This is a genomic window from Streptomyces sp. NPDC001816 (genome assembly GCF_042892235.1).
Lineage (GTDB): Bacteria > Actinomycetota > Actinomycetes > Streptomycetales > Streptomycetaceae > Streptomyces.
The window spans coordinates 205,693-221,210 of record NZ_JBIATY010000012.1 but is presented as its reverse complement, the minus strand read 5'-3'; the positions used below and the strand labels follow the sequence as shown (position 1 = coordinate 221,210).

Sequence of the window (15,518 nt, the reverse complement as noted above, 5' to 3'; positions counted from 1 at the left end):
TACAGCCCACAAGTACGCGCGGTACAGCCCGAGGAGACCGCGGAGAACCCGTGTGACGGGTTTGCCCAGGCCACTACCATGCGAGGGGTGACAGCGGGAAGCGAGTCGGTTCTTCAGCTGCTGCCGATGGTGTTCGCCGACCCGGGCGAGGCCCGGGCACGCGCGGATCAGGTACTGCACACCGATCCGTCGCCGCTGCACGCCAGCGTCGCGCATCAGGTACTCGGCATCTGGCAGCGGGACTTCGGCGACCTGAAGATCGCCCTCCGGCATCTGCGCCGGGCCCGGGACCTCGCCGCGCGCGCCGAGTCGGCCGAGCGGGAGGCGGACGTGCTCGCCACGCTGGGGGTCGCACTGGTGCACGCAGGGCGCACGCGACAGGGACTGGCGTCGTTCGAGCAGGGTGTCGCGCGGGGCAGCGGACACACCAGGGCACGGGTGTTGTACCGGCGGGCCTATGTGTGGTGGGTGCTGGGGCATCACCGGGAGTCTCTGGAGGACGTACGGCGGGCGCTCCCGGTGCTGCGGCACGCCGGCGACGGGATCTGGACCGCGCGGGCGCTGACCCTGCGGGCCACGGTGCATCTGGCACAGGGCGCGGTGGACCGGGCGGTCGCGGACTTCACGGCCGCCGAGCGGTTGTGGGAGACCACCGGCCAGGAGCACGACAAGGCGGACGCCGTGGAGAGCCGGGGCCTCGCCGCGTTCCGGTCCGGGGACATCCCGGCGGCGCTGCGGCTGCTGGACGAGGCCGAGGAGCGGTACGGCAAGCTCGGCACGCCCACGTTCATGCTGTCCATCCGGCGCTGCGAGGTGCTGATGGCGGCGGGGCTCGCCCCGGAGGCGCTCGCGGAGGCGGACACGGCGATCGCGCTGCTGGACCGGATGGGCGGGCAGTCCACCCGCAAGGCCGAGCTGCTGCTGGCGGCCGCGCGCGCCGCCCGCTCGGCCGGGGATCCGGACACCGCCATCGCCCGCGCCGCCCATGCCGTACGGCTGTTCGCGGGGCAGCGGCGAACCTGGTGGGAGACCCATGCCCGGCTGGTGCTCATCGAGGCGCGGGCTGCGGCCGGGCGCGGCTCGGGTCGCCTGGTCGCGGACGCGGCGGCGGTCGCCGGGCGGCTGGCCTCCTCCGGCTCGCCCGTGGCGCCCGAGGCCTCGCTGCTCGCCGGCCGGATCGCGCTCGCGCTCGGCCGGACGGCCGAGGCGGAGCGGCACCTGGCGGTGGCCGCGCGCAGCCGGCACGCCGGTCCCCCGCCGGCCCGGGTGACGGGCTGGGCCGCGCAGGCGCTGCGGGCCCGCGCGGCCGGTTCCGGGCGCGGTGTGCTGGAGGCCTGCCGGCGCGGCCTGGACGTCCTCGACGACCACCGGATGACGCTCGGCGCCTCGGAGCTGCGGGCCCGCGCCACCGCTCAGGGCGCCGAACTGGCCGCGCTCGCCCAGGAGGCGAGCCTCGTGAACGGCGGTCCGCGGCGGCTGCTGGAGTGGAGCGAGCGCTGGCGGGCGACCGTGCTGTCCGCGCCGCCCGCCCGGCCGCCCGCCGACCCGGCGCTGCTCGGCTGCCTCACCGCCTACCGGGAGATAGCGGCCCGCGCGGAGGAGGCCCGCAGGGAGGGCCGCCCGGTCCCGGCCCTGGAGCGTGAACAGCGGCGGCTGGAACGGGAGATCCGCTCCCGCACCCACCACATGCGCGGCGACGGGCCCGGCGAGGGCGACCGCTTCGACGCGGGCCGCCTGCTGGACCGGCTGGGCGAGGCGCGGCTGGTCGAACTCGCCGTCGTGGACGGTCAGGTGCACATCCTGCTGTGCGGGCAGGGCCGGGTACGACGGTTCCCGGGCGGCCGGCTCGCGGAGGCGGTGGCCGAGGCCGAGCACGTACAGGCCGGGCTGCGCCGCCTCGCGCACCCCGGAGGAGAGGCGCGGCTGCCGCTGGTGGAGGCGGCGGGCCGGCGCCTGCAGGAGCTGCTGCTGGGCGGTGCCGTACCGCACCTCGGGTCCGGGCCGGTGGTGATCGTGCCGCCCGGCGCGCTGCACCGGGTGCCGTGGGCGCTGCTGCCCGCGCTGCGGGAGCGGGTGCTCAGCGTGTCGCCGTCGGCGGGCAGTTGGCTGCGGGCCCGGGAGACCGAGCCGCCGCCCGGCGGCCGGCCCGTCCTGGTGCGCGGCCCCGGCCTCGCCACGGGCGGCGCCGAGGTGCCCGAACTGGCCGACCGGTACGGCACGGCGACGGTCCTGGAGGGCGAGGCGGCGCAGGTCCCCCAGGTACTGGAGGATCTCGACGGCGCGGCCCTCGCACACCTGGCCGCGCACGGCACGTTCCGCGCCGACAGCCCCCTGTTCTCGGCTCTCCGGATGGCCGACGGCCCGCTGATCGTGCACGACTTCGAGCGCCTCGCCCGCAGCCCGTACCGGATCATCCTCTCCAGCTGTGACACCGCCCGCCTCGCCTCGGTCGGCGCCGACGAACTCCTCGGTCTGGTCACCGCGTTGCTTCCGCTGGGCACGGCCGGAGTGGTGGCGAGCAGCGCACCCGTCAACGATGCCGCGGTGGTCCCCCTGATGCTCGCCCTGCACAAGGGCCTCGACGCGGGCCTGAGCCTGGCCGAGGCCCTGCGCGACGCCCGCGCCGCCCAGCCCGGCGACCCGGTCCACCAGGCGACGGGGTGGGCGTTCGCGGCGTTCGGGGCGGCGTGAGGGGTTTCTCGGTGAATCGGCTCAAGCCGGCGCAGCCAGATCGCTCAGCCAGGGCAGAGCACCCCGATCACTCGCACCCAACCGCGTGTACGCGCCGTACAGATGGTTCCCCACAGTCCGAACGGACAACGTCAGCTTCTCAGCGATCTCCCGGTTGCTCAGCCCGCTGGCCGCAAGAGCAACAACCTGCCGCTGCCGAGCCGTCAACTCCCCCAACACGAGCCCGGCCAGCGCCGGAGTGCACGCCCCCTGGCAACGCCGCGCGAGCGACACCGCGCGGGTGCGGGAGAGGCGGGCGGCGCGCGGGTCCCGGTGAGCGCGTACCGCCTGGGCGTGCGCCTCGGCCGCGAACAGCAGGAAGCCGCGCCCTTCGAGCGCCTCGGCGACTCGGTCCAGCGCTGGCCCGTCACCCCGGGCGAGCGCTTCGGCGTGTCGGGCGAACACCCCGTCGTCCGGCAGCCGCCCTGCGACCCGCTCGGGAGCGCCGAGGCGTACGGCGTCGTAGCGGGCGAACACATCGTCCCCGGTGGTGGTGGCCAGGGCGGTCTCGATGTCACCGCGGGCTGCCGCCGCCCACGCGCCCGCTCCCGTCGTCTCCCCCAACTGGCCTGCGATTAAGTCGAGTTCCGTGACGCAGTCGGTGTCGTCCGGAGCCGCCCGCAGCCCTTCCCGCGCCCATGCCGCCGCCTCCCGCAGTTCTCCGCGCAGCCGGGCGTACCGGGCCCGTACGACCGCGTACCCGGCGGGGACGGGCAGTCCCTCGGAGAGCAGCCAGTCCCCCACCGGGGTCGGTACGACCCGCACGTCCTGCCGCTCCAACCCCTGCTCCAGAGAGGCCTGTTCGGCTTGCAGCGCCTGGCCGCACCGGTCGGGTGTGCGGGTCAGCCGCCGGGCCCGCAGCCGGCCGGCGGTGGCGCGCAGGGCCGGGCCGTGCAGGGGGTGGGCAAGGGTGACCGAACCCTCGTCGTCCACGTCGATCAGGCCGTTCGACTCCAGCCGTTCGAGGACGTCCAGGTCCAGCTCGTCCAGGGCGAGCGGCAGGGGTTCGGCGAAGGCGAGCCGGTCGAGTGTCTCGCGCTCGGCGGTGTCGGGCCGCTCCAGGGCGGGGGCGAGGCGGTCGCGGACGCTCGCGGTGACCGGGACCGGTCCGCGCCACGCCCACTCGTCGCCGCCCGGGACCCTGGTGAGCCCGCCGGACTGGCGCAGCGCGCCCAGCAGGTCACGCAGCAGCCGTAGATCGCCCCGGCACATCCGGTGCAGCCGTCCCATGGTGAGCGGTTCCAGACCGGCCGGGGCGAGCAGGTGGGCGGTGTCCTCGCGGGGCAGCGGCTCCAGCGTCAGGCGGGGCAGCAGCTCCCCCGTCCACAGGCGGGACACCGCGCCGGGCGCCGGCACGTCGTCCGTGGCGGTCACGGCCAGGCGGGTGCGACCGTGCACGGCGAGCTGGTGGACGAGCGCGGCGGAGGCCTCGTCGAGCAGCTGGGCGTCGTCGACGACCAGGAGGCGTACGCCGGACAGGAGGTGCACCGCGCGGTGCAGCGAGACGGTGTCGGGCAGCAGGTGCGCGAAGGCGGCGAAGCGTACTCCGCGGGTCTCGGGTGTCCCGGTCACCCGGGCGCAGTCCGTGCCCCGGACCGCCTCCGTGATCAGCCGGGTCTTGCCGCAGCCCACCGGTCCGGTCACCACGATGCCGGGTCGTCCGGCCGCCAACGACCTGCGCACCAGCTCCAGTTCGTCCTCGCGGCCGGTGAAGGGCCAGGGCAGTTCGAGCGTCTTCGCGGCCTGCTCGTAAGTCGTCACACAAACTGGAGCACGACTACTCAGGTTTGATACAGGGCGACTTGAGTAGCCCCCGACTCAGGCGTCCGGCACCCGGGGGCGGCAGTCTGTCAGTCCAGGCCACAGTCCGGCACCGGGGGAGCGGGTCGAGGGACGTCGCCTTCGGGGGAGGGAGACGTCCCTCGACCACGCCGATACGCCGTTCGCCTCCTGGGCGAACGGCGTCTGCGGCTGCCCGGAACCGCGATGTCAGTGGTGGCCGATAGGTTCGTGGCATGAGTTCAGGACTGAGCGTGTATCTGCTGGACGTCGCCGCGACGCGGGCCCTGGTCGGCTCGGGTGACGACCAGCTCCTCCAGGTCGTCCGCGACAGCTTCGGCGACGAACTCGCCCGCGACGACGACTACTTCCGGTACCAGATCGAGCGGGGCGCCCCCACCGCGTACGAGGCGCTGCGGGCCGTCGTGCACGGCGGGCCCTTCAGCGAGGACAAGGAGCACGCCTTCCAGTACGGCTACGCGTACCGGCGGCTGTGCGATCTGACCGGCTCTTTCCTGCCCAACGACTCCTTCATGCCGTTCCGGGGCGACTGGCTGTCGGTGGTGGACGAGGGTCTCGCCGCGCTGCGCGTGACCGCCGTGTCCGTGGAGTCCTTCAGCTACTCCGACCTGCCCGATCCGCTGCCGTACACGTACATTCCGGGATGCGGTGAGTGCACGCCCGGTCAGATAGCCCGGGCGCTGGAGCAGTTCGAGGCCACCAAGGCGGCCGGCCACGCTCCCCCGCTCGAACCCGAGGTCGTCGACGCCGTCATGCAGTGCCTGGGCTGGATGCGGCACGCGGAGTCCCGGCCCGGGTTCGGTGTCATCGGCTTCTGCTCCTGACCGGCTTCACGAGACCGCCCGCCCGACCCGCTCTCACCTGCCGGAAGTACCCGAGGCGTCCGCGGCGTGCCCCGTCCAGTCCAGGATCTGGACGGCGGCTCCGGCGGCCTCCAGCCCCCGGCAGCGCCCGTGGTGGCGGCGGGCGATGCCGTCGAGGTCCAGGTGGGCACCGAAGGCGGGGTGGGCGGCCAGGCGGCGGGCGTGGCCCCACAGCGCCGGGTGGCCGGCGATACGGTGCACGGCACTGGCGTCGAGGTGGCAGCGGTGCACGGTGTCCAGCTGCACCAGCGTCACCCACAACTCGACGTCGGCTGCAGTGAGCCGGCCGTCGACGAGGTACTCCTCGCCCGCCAGGTACCGCTCGATCCGGCCCAGCGTGTCCAGCAGCAGATCGAGCGCGGCGGCCCGCTCGGCAGGGTCGGCGTCGGCCCGTCCGGCGCGCTGCGCGGCCTCCTCGATCCCCTCGGCGCAGAGCCGTTCGACGGTCTCGATCTGGCTCTCCGTGCCGCACGGGTACAGGAAGGGGCGCCCGTCTGGGGGGAAGCGGTCCAGGTCGCGCAGGATGTCGGAGGTGCGGGTGCTGACGATGCGTCCGGACCAGTCGTCGCTGAGCACCGGTGCGAGCGCCGGTCCGGTGTAGTGGTGGGCGCTCGCCTCGTACAGCGGGCGCAGGGCGGAGTGGCCGCCGCCGGGACGGTCGGGGACGGCGGGCAGGAAGGCTACCGGACAGCTGTCGCCGAGGCCGAGGAGGCTGTGGCCGATGGCGAGGCGCAGTCCGTCGGGACAGGCGGTGGACAGATGGAGCCGGTAGCGGTGCGGCACGGCGTAGTGGCCGCTGCGCGCGTCCCGGCCGATCCGGCCCCGGAAGGCGGGAGCGGTGCGGTGGGCGGTCGGGACGGCGGCGAGCGGAGTGATGGACATGCGTCTCCCCTGAAGCGGGCGCGCGGACGTACGCGCGGCGGAAGCGTCGTCGGTCGGTAGGTGCGGAGGGGTTGGGGTGGGTACCGGACCAGGTTCGGTGCAACGGCGGGCCCGCTGAGCCATAAAGGGCCTGCCTCGGCTCCGAAGGCTCAACCCGAAGTCTCGATTCGGAGGCTCAGCCGCGAAGTCTCAATCCGAAGGTTCAGCCACGAAGGCTGATCGCGCTGCAGACGCGCAGCAGGTCGATGTGCAGGCGGGAGGTGAGAAGGGGTGCGTACAACGGCGTACGGCCCGCTCGGCCGACCACCGTCCGGAGGCGCACCATGTTTCCCTACCTGTTCACTAGGATTCTCTCCCCTGGAGTGTCGATCCGCCGTCCTGCGACGTCAAGGGGGCGTCCACGTCTGGGACTCCGGGCGGGTGACGAGAACGGTGCGGGGGACTCCTCAGAGAGTGCGACATGTGACATAGTACTGATGTGGCGAAGCGACTGACCTGCGATGTCGTGGTCGTCGGAGCCGGGATGGTGGGCGCGGCCTGTGCGCTGTACGCCGCGCGGACCGGCCTCGACGTGACGGTGGTGGACCGGGGCCCGGTGGCCGGCGGTACCACCGGCGCGGGCGAGGGCAACCTGCTGGTCTCCGACAAGGAGCCGGGCCCCGAACTGGAACTCGCCCTGCTGTCGGCCCGCTTGTGGGCGGAGCTGGCCGGGGAACTGGGGGCGTCGGTCGAGTACGAGCCCAAAGGCGGTGTGGTGGTCGCCTCGACGCCCGGCACGCTCGGTGCGCTGACGGACTTCGCAGCGGGCCAGCGCGCCGCCGGTGTCATCGCCGAGACCGTCGACGCAACCGAACTCCACGAGCTGGAACCCCACTTGGCCCCCGGCATGGCGGGCGGTGTCCATTATCCGCAGGACGCGCAGGTCATGCCCGCGCTGGCCGCCGCCCACCTGATCCGCGCCTCCGGCGCCCGCCTGCTCGCCGGGCGGACCGTGACCGGGGTGCTGCGCACGGTGGACGGGGCGGTGCTCGGCGTCCGTACCGACCAGGGCGACATCCACGCGCCGGCGGTGGTGAACGCGGCCGGGACCTGGGGCGGCGAGGTCGCCGCACTGGCGGGCGTACACCTGCCGGTCCTCCCCCGGCGCGGCTTCGTCCTGGTCACCGAGCCGCTGCCGCGCATGGTCCGGCACAAGGTGTACGCCGCCGACTACGTGGCGGACGTGGCGAGCGACACGGCCACGCTCCGGACCTCGCCGGTCGTCGAGGGCACGGCCGCCGGGCCGGTCCTGATCGGGGCCACCCGTGAACGGGTCGGCTTCGACGGCTCGTTGTCCCTTCCGGCGGTACGGGCGCTCGCGGCCGGGGCGATCGGGCTGTTCCCCTTCCTGGAGCGGGTGTGCGCCCTGCGGACGTACGCGGGTTTCCGGCCCTACCTGCCCGACCACCTACCGGCGATCGGCCCCGATCCCCGGTTGCCGGGCCTGTACCACGCCTGCGGCCACGAGGGTGCGGGCATCGGACTGGCCACCGGCACCGGGCAGTCCATCGCCCGGGCGCTGACCGGGAAGACGCCGGACCTGAATCTCGCGCCCTTCCGTCCGGAGCGGTTCGAGGCGGCCGCCACCCCTGGGACGAACGGAGACGACACCCCATGAATCCGAGGGAGTTGGCACAGGCTCGGCCGGGTGCCGCGTTCACCGTCACCTTCGACGGCCGGCCTGTCGAGGCGCTGCCCGGCCAGACGGTCGCGGCCGCGCTGTGGGCGGCCGGCGTGACCTCCTGGCGCAGTACGCGCGGAGCAGGCCGGCCGCGCGGGGTGTTCTGCGGGATCGGGGTGTGCTTCGACTGCCTGGTGACCGTCAACGGCCGGGCGAACAGGCGGGCTTGCCTGGTCCCGGTACAGCCGGGTGATGTGATCCGCACACAGGAGGGGACGGGGCGGGACGATGACTGAGCGACCGCATCTCGCCGTCGTCGGGGCGGGCCCCGCGGGGCTGGCCGGGGCGCTGGCCGCAGCCGCGCGCGGCGTGCGTGTGACCCTGCTCGACGCGGCCGAACAGGCGGGCGGTCAGTTCTACCGGCAGCCCGCCGCCGCACTCGGCGCCCGCCGCCCACAGGCCCTGCACCACCAGTGGCGCACCTGGGAACGGCTGCGCGACGGACTCGACCGGCACATCGCAGCCGGGCGGGTCACGCACCTGACGGATCACCATGTCTGGTGTGTGGAAGGTGAGTCCGGGGCTTTTGCGGTGCACGCGCTGCGCGGTCCCGCACAGGAGGAAGGCGTCACCGTCCGCGCCGACGCCGTCCTGCTCGCCACCGGCGGCTACGAGCGGGTACTGCCCTTCCCGGGCTGGACGCTCCCCGGTGTCGTCACCGCGGGCGGCGCGCAGGCCATGCTCAAGGGCGGCCTCGTGCTGCCGGGCCGGACCGCCGTGGTCGCCGGGACCGGACCACTGCTGCTGCCCGTGGCCACGGGACTCGCGGCGGCGGGCGCCCGCGTGGCCGCCCTGATCGAGTCCGCCGACCCGAAGGACCTGCTGCGGCGGGTCCCGGCACTGGTCGCGCAGCCCGGCAAGCTCGCCGAAGGCGCCTGGTACGCGGGCCGGTTGGTACGGCACGGTGTCCGCACCCTGCCCCGGCACACCGTCGTGGAGGCGCACGGCACCGACCGGCTGGAGGCGGTCACCGTCGCCGCGCTCGACCGGGACGGACGGCTCAGGCCCGGCAGCGCCCGCCGCATCCCCTGCGACACCCTTGCGGTGGGACACGGCATGCTGCCGCACACCGACCTGGCCGAGACCCTCGGCTGCACCCTGTCCGGTACGGACGTCCGCGTCGACGACGAGCAGCGCACCGACGTACCCGGCGTCTGGGCGGCCGGCGAGACCACCGGGATCGGCGGCGCCGCCCTCTCACTCGCCGAGGGACACATCGCCGGCCGCTCCGTCGCCGCCCGGCTGCACGGCGCCACGCCCGACCCGCGCCGATGGGCCGCGGCCTCCCGCGCCCGCACTCGGCTGCGGGAGTTCTTCACGGCGCTCGACACGGTGTACGCCCCGCCCGCCGACTGGGCCGACCGGATCACGGACGACACGGTGGTGTGCCGCTGCGAGGAGGTCAGCGCCGGACAGGTCCGTACGGCCGTCGGCACGCTCGGAGCCGGGGACCTGCGCACCGTCAAGCTGCTCACCCGGGCCGGGATGGGCTGGTGCCAGGGCCGGATGTGCGGGCCCGCGGTGGCCGGACTGACCGGATGCCCGCTCACACCCGGGCGCCGGCCGTTCGCCCGGCCGGTGCCGCTCGGGGTGCTGGCGGGCCTGCCCGAGCAGGAGACCGACTGACCGGTGCATCCACTGACCGGCCCAGCGACTGACCGGCGCATCGACTGACCGCTGCCGGGGGCGTGCACACGCCTCTGGATCTCAGTAATATGTCACACTCTATTGGATTGGGGACCACTCATGACCCTTCCGGAGAACCGCCCCTGGCGCGGTGTCCTCGTCGCCACCGCGCTCCCGCTGCGCGCCGACCTCTCGGTGGACTACGACCGTTACGCCGAGCACTGCGCCTGGCTGGTGGAGAACGGCTGCGACGGCGTCGTACCGAACGGCTCCCTCGGTGAGTACCAGGTGCTCACGCCCGAGGAGCGCGCCCGGGTGGTGGAGACGGCCGTGGCCGCGATCGGCGGCGAGCGGGTGATGCCGGGCGTCGCCGCGTACGGCTCCGCCGAGGCACGGCGCTGGGCCGAGCAGGCGGCCGAGGCCGGCTGCGCGTCCGTGATGCTGCTGCCGCCCAACGCCTACCGCGCCGACGAGCGGTCCGTGCTCGCCCACTACGCGGAGGTCGCCGGGGCGGGCCTCCCGGTGGTGGCGTACAACAACCCGATCGACACCAAGGTCGACCTCGTACCCGAACTCCTCGCCCGCCTGCACGGCGAGGGCCACATCCACGGCGTCAAGGAGTTCTCCGGCGACGTCCGCCGCGCCTACCGGATCGCCGAACTCGCCCCGGAGCTGGACCTGTTGATCGGCGCCGACGACGTCCTGCTGGAGCTGGCCGTGGCCGGCGCCAAGGGCTGGGTGGCCGGCTACCCCAACGCACTCCCCCGGGCCTCGGTCGAGCTGTACCGCGCCGCCGTGGCCGGGGACCTCACCACCGCACTCCCCCTGTACCGGCAGCTGCACCCGCTGCTGCGCTGGGACTCTCGCGTGGAGTTCGTGCAGGCCATCAAGTTGTCCATGGACGTGGTAGGCCGCTACGGCGGCCCGGTGCGCCCGCCCCGCGTCCCGCTGCTGCCCGAGCAGGAGGCAGCGGTCCGCGCGGCCACGGAAAAGGCGGCCGCCTCGGGACTCGCGTGACGCACGACAGGAGGGAAGGCGCCACGACCGACCACGGGAAGGAAACCGGAGATGCGCAGCAAGCTCGTCCTGCACGCCGTCGACTCGCACACCGAGGGCATGCCGACCCGGGTGATCACCGGCGGGATCGGCACCGTACCCGGTGCGACGATGAACGAGCGGCGGCTGTACTTCCGTGAACACCGCGACCCCGTCAAACAGTTGCTGATGAACGAGCCGCGCGGGCACTCCGCGATGAGCGGCGCGATCCTGCAGCCGCCGAGCCGCCCCGACTGCGACTGGGGTGTGATCTACATCGAGGTCTCGGGCTATCTGCCGATGTGCGGGCACGGCACGATCGGCGTGGCGACCGTGCTGGTCGAGACGGGCATGGTGGAGGTGGTGGAACCGGTGACGACCATCCGCCTGGACACCCCCGCCGGGGTCGTGGTGGCCGAGGTGGCGGTGGAGGACGGCGCGGCCACCGCCGTCACCTTGCGCAACGTGCCGTCCTTCAGCGTCGGGCTGGACCGCAAGGCGGTGCTCGCCGACGGGCGGACGGTGACGTACGACCTCGCCTACGGCGGCAACTTCTACGCCATCCTGCCGCTGGACGAGTTCGGCCTGCCCTTCGACCGGGCCCGCAAGGACGACATCCTCGCCGCCGGGCTGGCACTGATGGAGGCGATCAACACCGGAGAGGAGCCGGTCCACCCGGAGGACCCGTCCATCCGCGGCTGCCACCACGTCCACCTGTACGCGCCCGGCGCCACCGCCCGCCACTCCCGGCACGCGATGGCCATCCACCCCGGCTGGTTCGACCGCTCGCCGTGCGGCACGGGGACGAGCGCGCGCATGGCACAACTGCACGCGCGGGGCGAACTCCCGTTGCACACCGAGTTCGTGAACGAGTCCTTCATCGGCACCCGGTTCACCGGCCGGCTGCTGGGCACGACCGAGGTCGCCGGCATGCCCGCCGTCCTGCCGAGCTTCACCGGCCGCGCCTGGATCACCGGCACGGCCCAGTACCTGCTCGACCCGACCGACCCGTTCCCGGAGGGGTTCGTCCTCTGACCACCGACAGCCACCGACTAGACTTCGATGATGCGTGACATGGCACAGAAACCGCAGGACGCGGACGCACCCGTACTCCCCCGGCTGGGCGGCCGGCGGAGCAGCTTCCGCGAGCGGGTCGCCGACGCGCTGCGGGCCGCGCTGATCGCGGGCGAACTGCGGCCCGGCGAGGTCTACTCGGCGCCGTCGCTCGCGGCCCGCTTCGGCGTCTCGGCGACGCCGGTGCGGGAGGCGATGCTGGACCTGGCCAAGGAGGGCCTGGTCGACACGGTGCCCAACAAGGGCTTCCGGGTCACCGCGGTCTCCGACCGGCAGCTGGACGAGTACACGCAGATCCGCGCCCTGATCGAGATCCCCACCGTGGTGGACCTGGCCCGCACGGCGGACCGGGTCTCCCTGGAGGCGCTGCGCCCGGCGGCCCGGGAGATCGTCGCCGCCGCGGCGGCGGGCGACCTGATCGCCTACGTCGAGGCCGACACCCGCTTCCACCTCGGCCTCCTCGCCCTGGCCGGCAACGCCCACCTGGTCGAGGTGGTCGCCGACCTGCGGGGGCGCTCCCGCCTCTACGGCCTCACCGCTCTGGTCGAGGCGGGCCGCCTGCTCGCCTCGGCCGAGGAGCACCTGGAACTCCTGGACGCACTGCTGGAGCGCGACGGGAAGGTCGTACAGGAGGTCATGACCCGGCATCTGGGGCATGTGCGCAGCTTGTGGGCCGCGCGGGAGTAGGACTTGTCCGGGCGGCGCCCGTTCGGGCGATGCGGTGTCCGAAGCGGGCGTGCCCTGATCGCGGTGTCTCGGTATGCGGTGATGCTGGGTCGCGTCCATCGAGCGCATGACCGCCAGGAGGGCGACAGCCGTGTCCCAGGACGAGGAAGCTCTGCCGACCATTTCCGGTCCCCCGCAGTTCGCCGTCCGGGCGAGGACCAAGCCCGGCGGCGATGTGTGGTTCACCATCGGCCAGGGGTGGGAGTTTCGGGCCGACGACGGTGTCGCGTACCGGCTCCGGTTCACGATGACGCCGGTGAACTGGGACGGGGAGCTGGCCCTGATGCCGATTCCGGATCAGGCGGAGGGAAGCCGGTGAGCACTCAGGAAACAACACGGACCAAGACCCCCACGACGCTCGAAGACGTCGACGGAGTCCTGGACTTCCTCTGGCTGGAACTGACGAACCGCTGCAATCTGCGGTGCGTCCACTGCTACACGGAGTCGCATCCGCTCAGCGGCGACCGGGACGTGCTGACCACGGAGGACTACGGGTCGGTGCTGAGCCAGGCCTACGACCTGGGCTGTCGCCGGATCCAGTTGATCGGGGGCGAGCCCCAGCTGCACCCGGACTTCGACGAGCTGCTGCGCCGTGGCGTGGACACCGGTTTCGACTTCGTGGAGGTGTTCACCAACCTCACCCGGCTGGACGAGGAGACGCTCACGTTCTCGGCGGAGAACGCCGTGCACTTCGCGACCTCGGTCTACTCCGACGATCCCGACGTGCACGATGCCGTCACCACCGTGCGCGGCAGCCACCGGCGTACCGTTGCCAACCTCCGCCGGCTCGTCGAGAAGGGGGTGCCGACGCGGGTGGGTGTCATCGCGGTCAAGGGTGACACCGAGGCCGCGGAGCGCACCCGGCAGTTCCTGCTCGACCTCGGGGTGGACGGCCCGGTGCGGACGTCGGAGGTACGGGAGTTCGGCCGGGGGCAGGACCTTCTCGGACAGAGCGCGAGCCTGTCGGGCCTGTGCGGGCACTGCTGGAACGGCAACCTCGCCGTCGCGCCGGACGGCAAGGTCTTCCCCTGCGTGATGTCCCGCGACTGGGCTGTCGGCGACGTCCTCGAGCAGACGCTTCAGGAGATCCTGCACGGGGACGAGCTGGCGCAGATCCGCCGCGAGATCCACGACACGGTCTGGCAGAAGAAGGCCGATACCGCACGGTGTCCCCAGTCCTGCGGGCCCGATCTCTCCTGTCCCTGCGACCCGCTGCTGTGCCCCCAGTCGTGCGGCCCTCTGGAAACGAGGTAGGCGGAAAGAACTGGGTTACCCGTGCGATCACCCTGATCGGTGGCGAGGCATGCCCTTGTCGCGAGAACCGTCGAAGGCGGCCTGCTCTGTGTGAGCAAACCGCCTCTGACCTGCGACTTTACGTCGGGACGACAGGATTTGAACCTGCGACCCCTTGACCCCCAGTCAAGTGCGCTACCAAGCTGCGCCACGTCCCGTTGCGGGGTCACGCGGGGTGTTCCGCGTGATCACGCAGGTCAACCCTACCGCACGCGCGCGGGTGCCGGTGTCGCCCCCGCCGCAACGGGTTCCGCCGTACGGGCGGCGCGGCGGACGGGGACCAGGAGGGCGGCGCCGGTGGCAGCCAGGCAGAGGACGGCGAGCAGGGCCCAGCCGTGGGTGTAGCCCGAGGCCTGAGGCAGGCCGGAGGGCTGAAGGTGAGCGGTGACCAGGACGCTGGTGAGGGCCGCGCCGATGGAGCCGCCGATGGTGCGGATGTTGGCGTTCATGCCGGTGGCCGCGCCCGTCTGCTCGGGCGGGACACTGCCCACGATCAGGTTGGCCATCGAGGCGAAGGCGAGTCCGATACCGAGGCCGAACAGGCCCGCGACGACGGCGATCTGCCACTGCGCGTCATGCCAGAGGGTCAGAAAGCCGCAGGCCAGTGCGCCGAGCGCGGCGCCCGCGGTGAGCAACGCCTTGGCGCCGACGCGGGGTTCGAGCCGCCCGGACAGGACGCCCGACAGGAACATCGCGACGAGCATCGGCAGCATGAGCAGGCCGGACTCGGTGACGCTCGCGCCGAAGCCGTAGCCGGCCGCGGTCGGTGTCTGGACGAAGCCCGGCAGGAAGGACCAGATCGCGTACATGCCCGCGCCGAACAGCAGGGCGGCCACGTTGGTCGTCCAGACCGCGGGCAGCCGCATCACGCGCAGGTCGATGAGGGGGGAGCCGGAGCGGGCCTCGGTGGTCAGCCACAGCGCGAACAGCAGGACGGCGGCGGCGAACAGGCCGAGCGCCTTCGGCGAGCCCCAACCCCACTGCCCGGCCTGGCTGAGCGGGAGCAGGAGCGCCACCAGCCAGCCGGAGAGCAGCACTGCGCCCAGCCAACTGACCTTCCCCTGGCCCTTGTTGGGCGACTCGGGGATGTAGCGCAGGGCGATCAGGACGGTCGCGGCGACGATGACCACCGGGATCCAGAACAGCCAGCGGTAGTCGAGGGCGGAGACGATGGGCCCGGCGGCCACGATGCCGACTCCGCCGCCCGCGGCGATCACGGCGGACAGGTTGCTGATACTGCCGCTCACCCGGGACGCGGCGAACTCGTCGCGGATGATGCCGAAGGAGAGCGGGAAGAGGGCGCCGCCCACACCCTGGACGACCCGGGCGACGATCAGCACGCCGATGTTCGGGGCGAGCGCGGCGAGGAGACAGCCGGCGAGCACGGCCACCAGGACCGCGACGAGGGTGCGTTTCTTGCCGACGAGGTCGCCGACGCGGCCGAGGATCGGGGTGAACACCGAGGCGGACAGCAGGTACGCCGTCATCACCCAGGTCGCGGTGGACTGCGAGGTGTGCAGTGCGTGCTGGACGGTCGGCAGGGCCGGTGCGATCAGCGACTGCAGCATGGCGAACACGCCGGCACCGGTCGCCAGGACCGCGAAGGTGAGGCGGGTGGACTTGCGGGGCATGAAGAAGCCTCTCCGGAATCGGGACGCGGAGGGTGGATGTCTTGGGGGACGGGCGGTGCGCGACGCGCAGGGCCCGTGCTCACGGGGGTGCGGGAGGCCGGCGCCGGGACGCGTCCGTCCACGGCGAAGCCACCCCCG

Annotated in this window: 14 protein-coding genes and 1 tRNA gene; 10 read left to right on the top strand and 5 right to left on the bottom strand. The window is 73.3% G+C overall.

Translation table 11 applies throughout. From position 1 onward, the window contains the following. The first annotated feature begins 78 nt into the window (after window positions 1–78). Window positions 79–2,691: a CHAT domain-containing protein gene (locus ACFYZZ_RS34875; RefSeq protein ID WP_389184786.1), complete on the top strand. Its 2,613-nt coding sequence runs from the start codon at window positions 79–81 to the stop codon at window positions 2,689–2,691. 21 nt (window positions 2,692–2,712) lie between these two features. On the opposite strand, the gene ACFYZZ_RS34870 is transcribed toward ACFYZZ_RS34875, so the two are convergent. After that, window positions 2,713–4,491, bottom strand: a complete 1,779-nt coding sequence (locus ACFYZZ_RS34870; protein WP_389184783.1) for a LuxR C-terminal-related transcriptional regulator — start codon at window positions 4,489–4,491, stop codon at window positions 2,713–2,715. A 254-nt stretch (window positions 4,492–4,745) separates the two neighbouring features. Here ACFYZZ_RS34870 and ACFYZZ_RS34865 point away from each other — a divergent pair, with 254 nt between their 5' ends. Beyond that, on the top strand, window positions 4,746–5,354 hold the full coding sequence (locus ACFYZZ_RS34865; RefSeq protein ID WP_389184780.1) for a hypothetical protein: 609 nt from the start codon (window positions 4,746–4,748) through the stop codon (window positions 5,352–5,354). Between the two features lie 33 nt (window positions 5,355–5,387). On the opposite strand, the gene ACFYZZ_RS34860 is transcribed toward ACFYZZ_RS34865, so the two are convergent. Continuing rightward, window positions 5,388–6,275, bottom strand: a complete 888-nt coding sequence (locus ACFYZZ_RS34860; RefSeq protein ID WP_389184777.1) for a glutathione S-transferase C-terminal domain-containing protein — start codon at window positions 6,273–6,275, stop codon at window positions 5,388–5,390. 202 nt (window positions 6,276–6,477) lie between these two features. Next, window positions 6,478–6,600, bottom strand: coding sequence for a putative leader peptide (locus tag ACFYZZ_RS34855; RefSeq protein ID WP_389184774.1), 123 nt, complete (start codon window positions 6,598–6,600; stop codon window positions 6,478–6,480). Between the two features lie 153 nt (window positions 6,601–6,753). On the opposite strand from ACFYZZ_RS34855, the gene ACFYZZ_RS34850 reads away from it, so the two are divergent. From ACFYZZ_RS34850 to ACFYZZ_RS34815, 8 genes are all read left to right on the top strand, one after another. Further along, window positions 6,754–7,932, top strand: coding sequence for an NAD(P)/FAD-dependent oxidoreductase (locus ACFYZZ_RS34850; protein WP_389184771.1), 1,179 nt, complete (start codon window positions 6,754–6,756; stop codon window positions 7,930–7,932). Beyond that, a complete protein-coding gene (locus ACFYZZ_RS34845; protein ID WP_389184768.1) occupies window positions 7,929–8,231 on the top strand; it encodes a (2Fe-2S)-binding protein in 303 nt (100 codons plus the stop codon). Before ACFYZZ_RS34850 ends, ACFYZZ_RS34845 begins: the two co-directional genes overlap by 4 nt. Continuing rightward, on the top strand, window positions 8,224–9,621 hold the full coding sequence (locus ACFYZZ_RS34840; RefSeq protein ID WP_389184766.1) for an NAD(P)/FAD-dependent oxidoreductase: 1,398 nt from the start codon (window positions 8,224–8,226) through the stop codon (window positions 9,619–9,621). Before ACFYZZ_RS34845 ends, ACFYZZ_RS34840 begins: the two co-directional genes overlap by 8 nt. A gap of 120 nt (window positions 9,622–9,741) precedes the next feature. Continuing rightward, window positions 9,742–10,638: a dihydrodipicolinate synthase family protein gene (locus tag ACFYZZ_RS34835; RefSeq protein WP_389184764.1), complete on the top strand. Its 897-nt coding sequence runs from the start codon at window positions 9,742–9,744 to the stop codon at window positions 10,636–10,638. 51 nt (window positions 10,639–10,689) lie between these two features. Next, complete coding sequence (locus tag ACFYZZ_RS34830) at window positions 10,690–11,691, top strand: proline racemase family protein (RefSeq protein ID WP_389184762.1); 1,002 nt, start codon at window positions 10,690–10,692, stop codon at window positions 11,689–11,691. A 27-nt stretch (window positions 11,692–11,718) separates the two neighbouring features. Beyond that, window positions 11,719–12,417: a GntR family transcriptional regulator gene (locus ACFYZZ_RS34825; protein ID WP_389184759.1), complete on the top strand. Its 699-nt coding sequence runs from the start codon at window positions 11,719–11,721 to the stop codon at window positions 12,415–12,417. Between the two features lie 106 nt (window positions 12,418–12,523). Beyond that, the gene (locus tag ACFYZZ_RS34820) at window positions 12,524–12,775 is read left to right on the top strand and encodes a hypothetical protein (RefSeq protein ID WP_389184757.1); all 252 of its coding nucleotides are present in this window, start codon (window positions 12,524–12,526) and stop codon (window positions 12,773–12,775) included. After that, on the top strand, window positions 12,772–13,710 hold the full coding sequence (locus tag ACFYZZ_RS34815; protein ID WP_389184754.1) for a radical SAM/SPASM domain-containing protein: 939 nt from the start codon (window positions 12,772–12,774) through the stop codon (window positions 13,708–13,710). The genes ACFYZZ_RS34820 and ACFYZZ_RS34815 overlap by 4 nt, the downstream gene beginning before the upstream one ends. Before the next feature lie 123 nt (window positions 13,711–13,833). Here ACFYZZ_RS34815 and ACFYZZ_RS34810 read toward each other — a convergent pair. Together ACFYZZ_RS34810 and ACFYZZ_RS34805 are read right to left on the bottom strand one after the other, a co-directional pair. Continuing rightward, a tRNA-Pro gene (locus tag ACFYZZ_RS34810) sits at window positions 13,834–13,907 on the bottom strand. Between the two features lie 45 nt (window positions 13,908–13,952). Then, window positions 13,953–15,380 carry an MFS transporter gene (locus ACFYZZ_RS34805; protein ID WP_389184751.1) on the bottom strand — a complete coding sequence of 476 codons (1,428 nt, stop codon included), beginning with the start codon at window positions 15,378–15,380 and terminating at the stop codon, window positions 13,953–13,955. Between the last annotated feature and the right edge of the window lie 138 nt (window positions 15,381–15,518).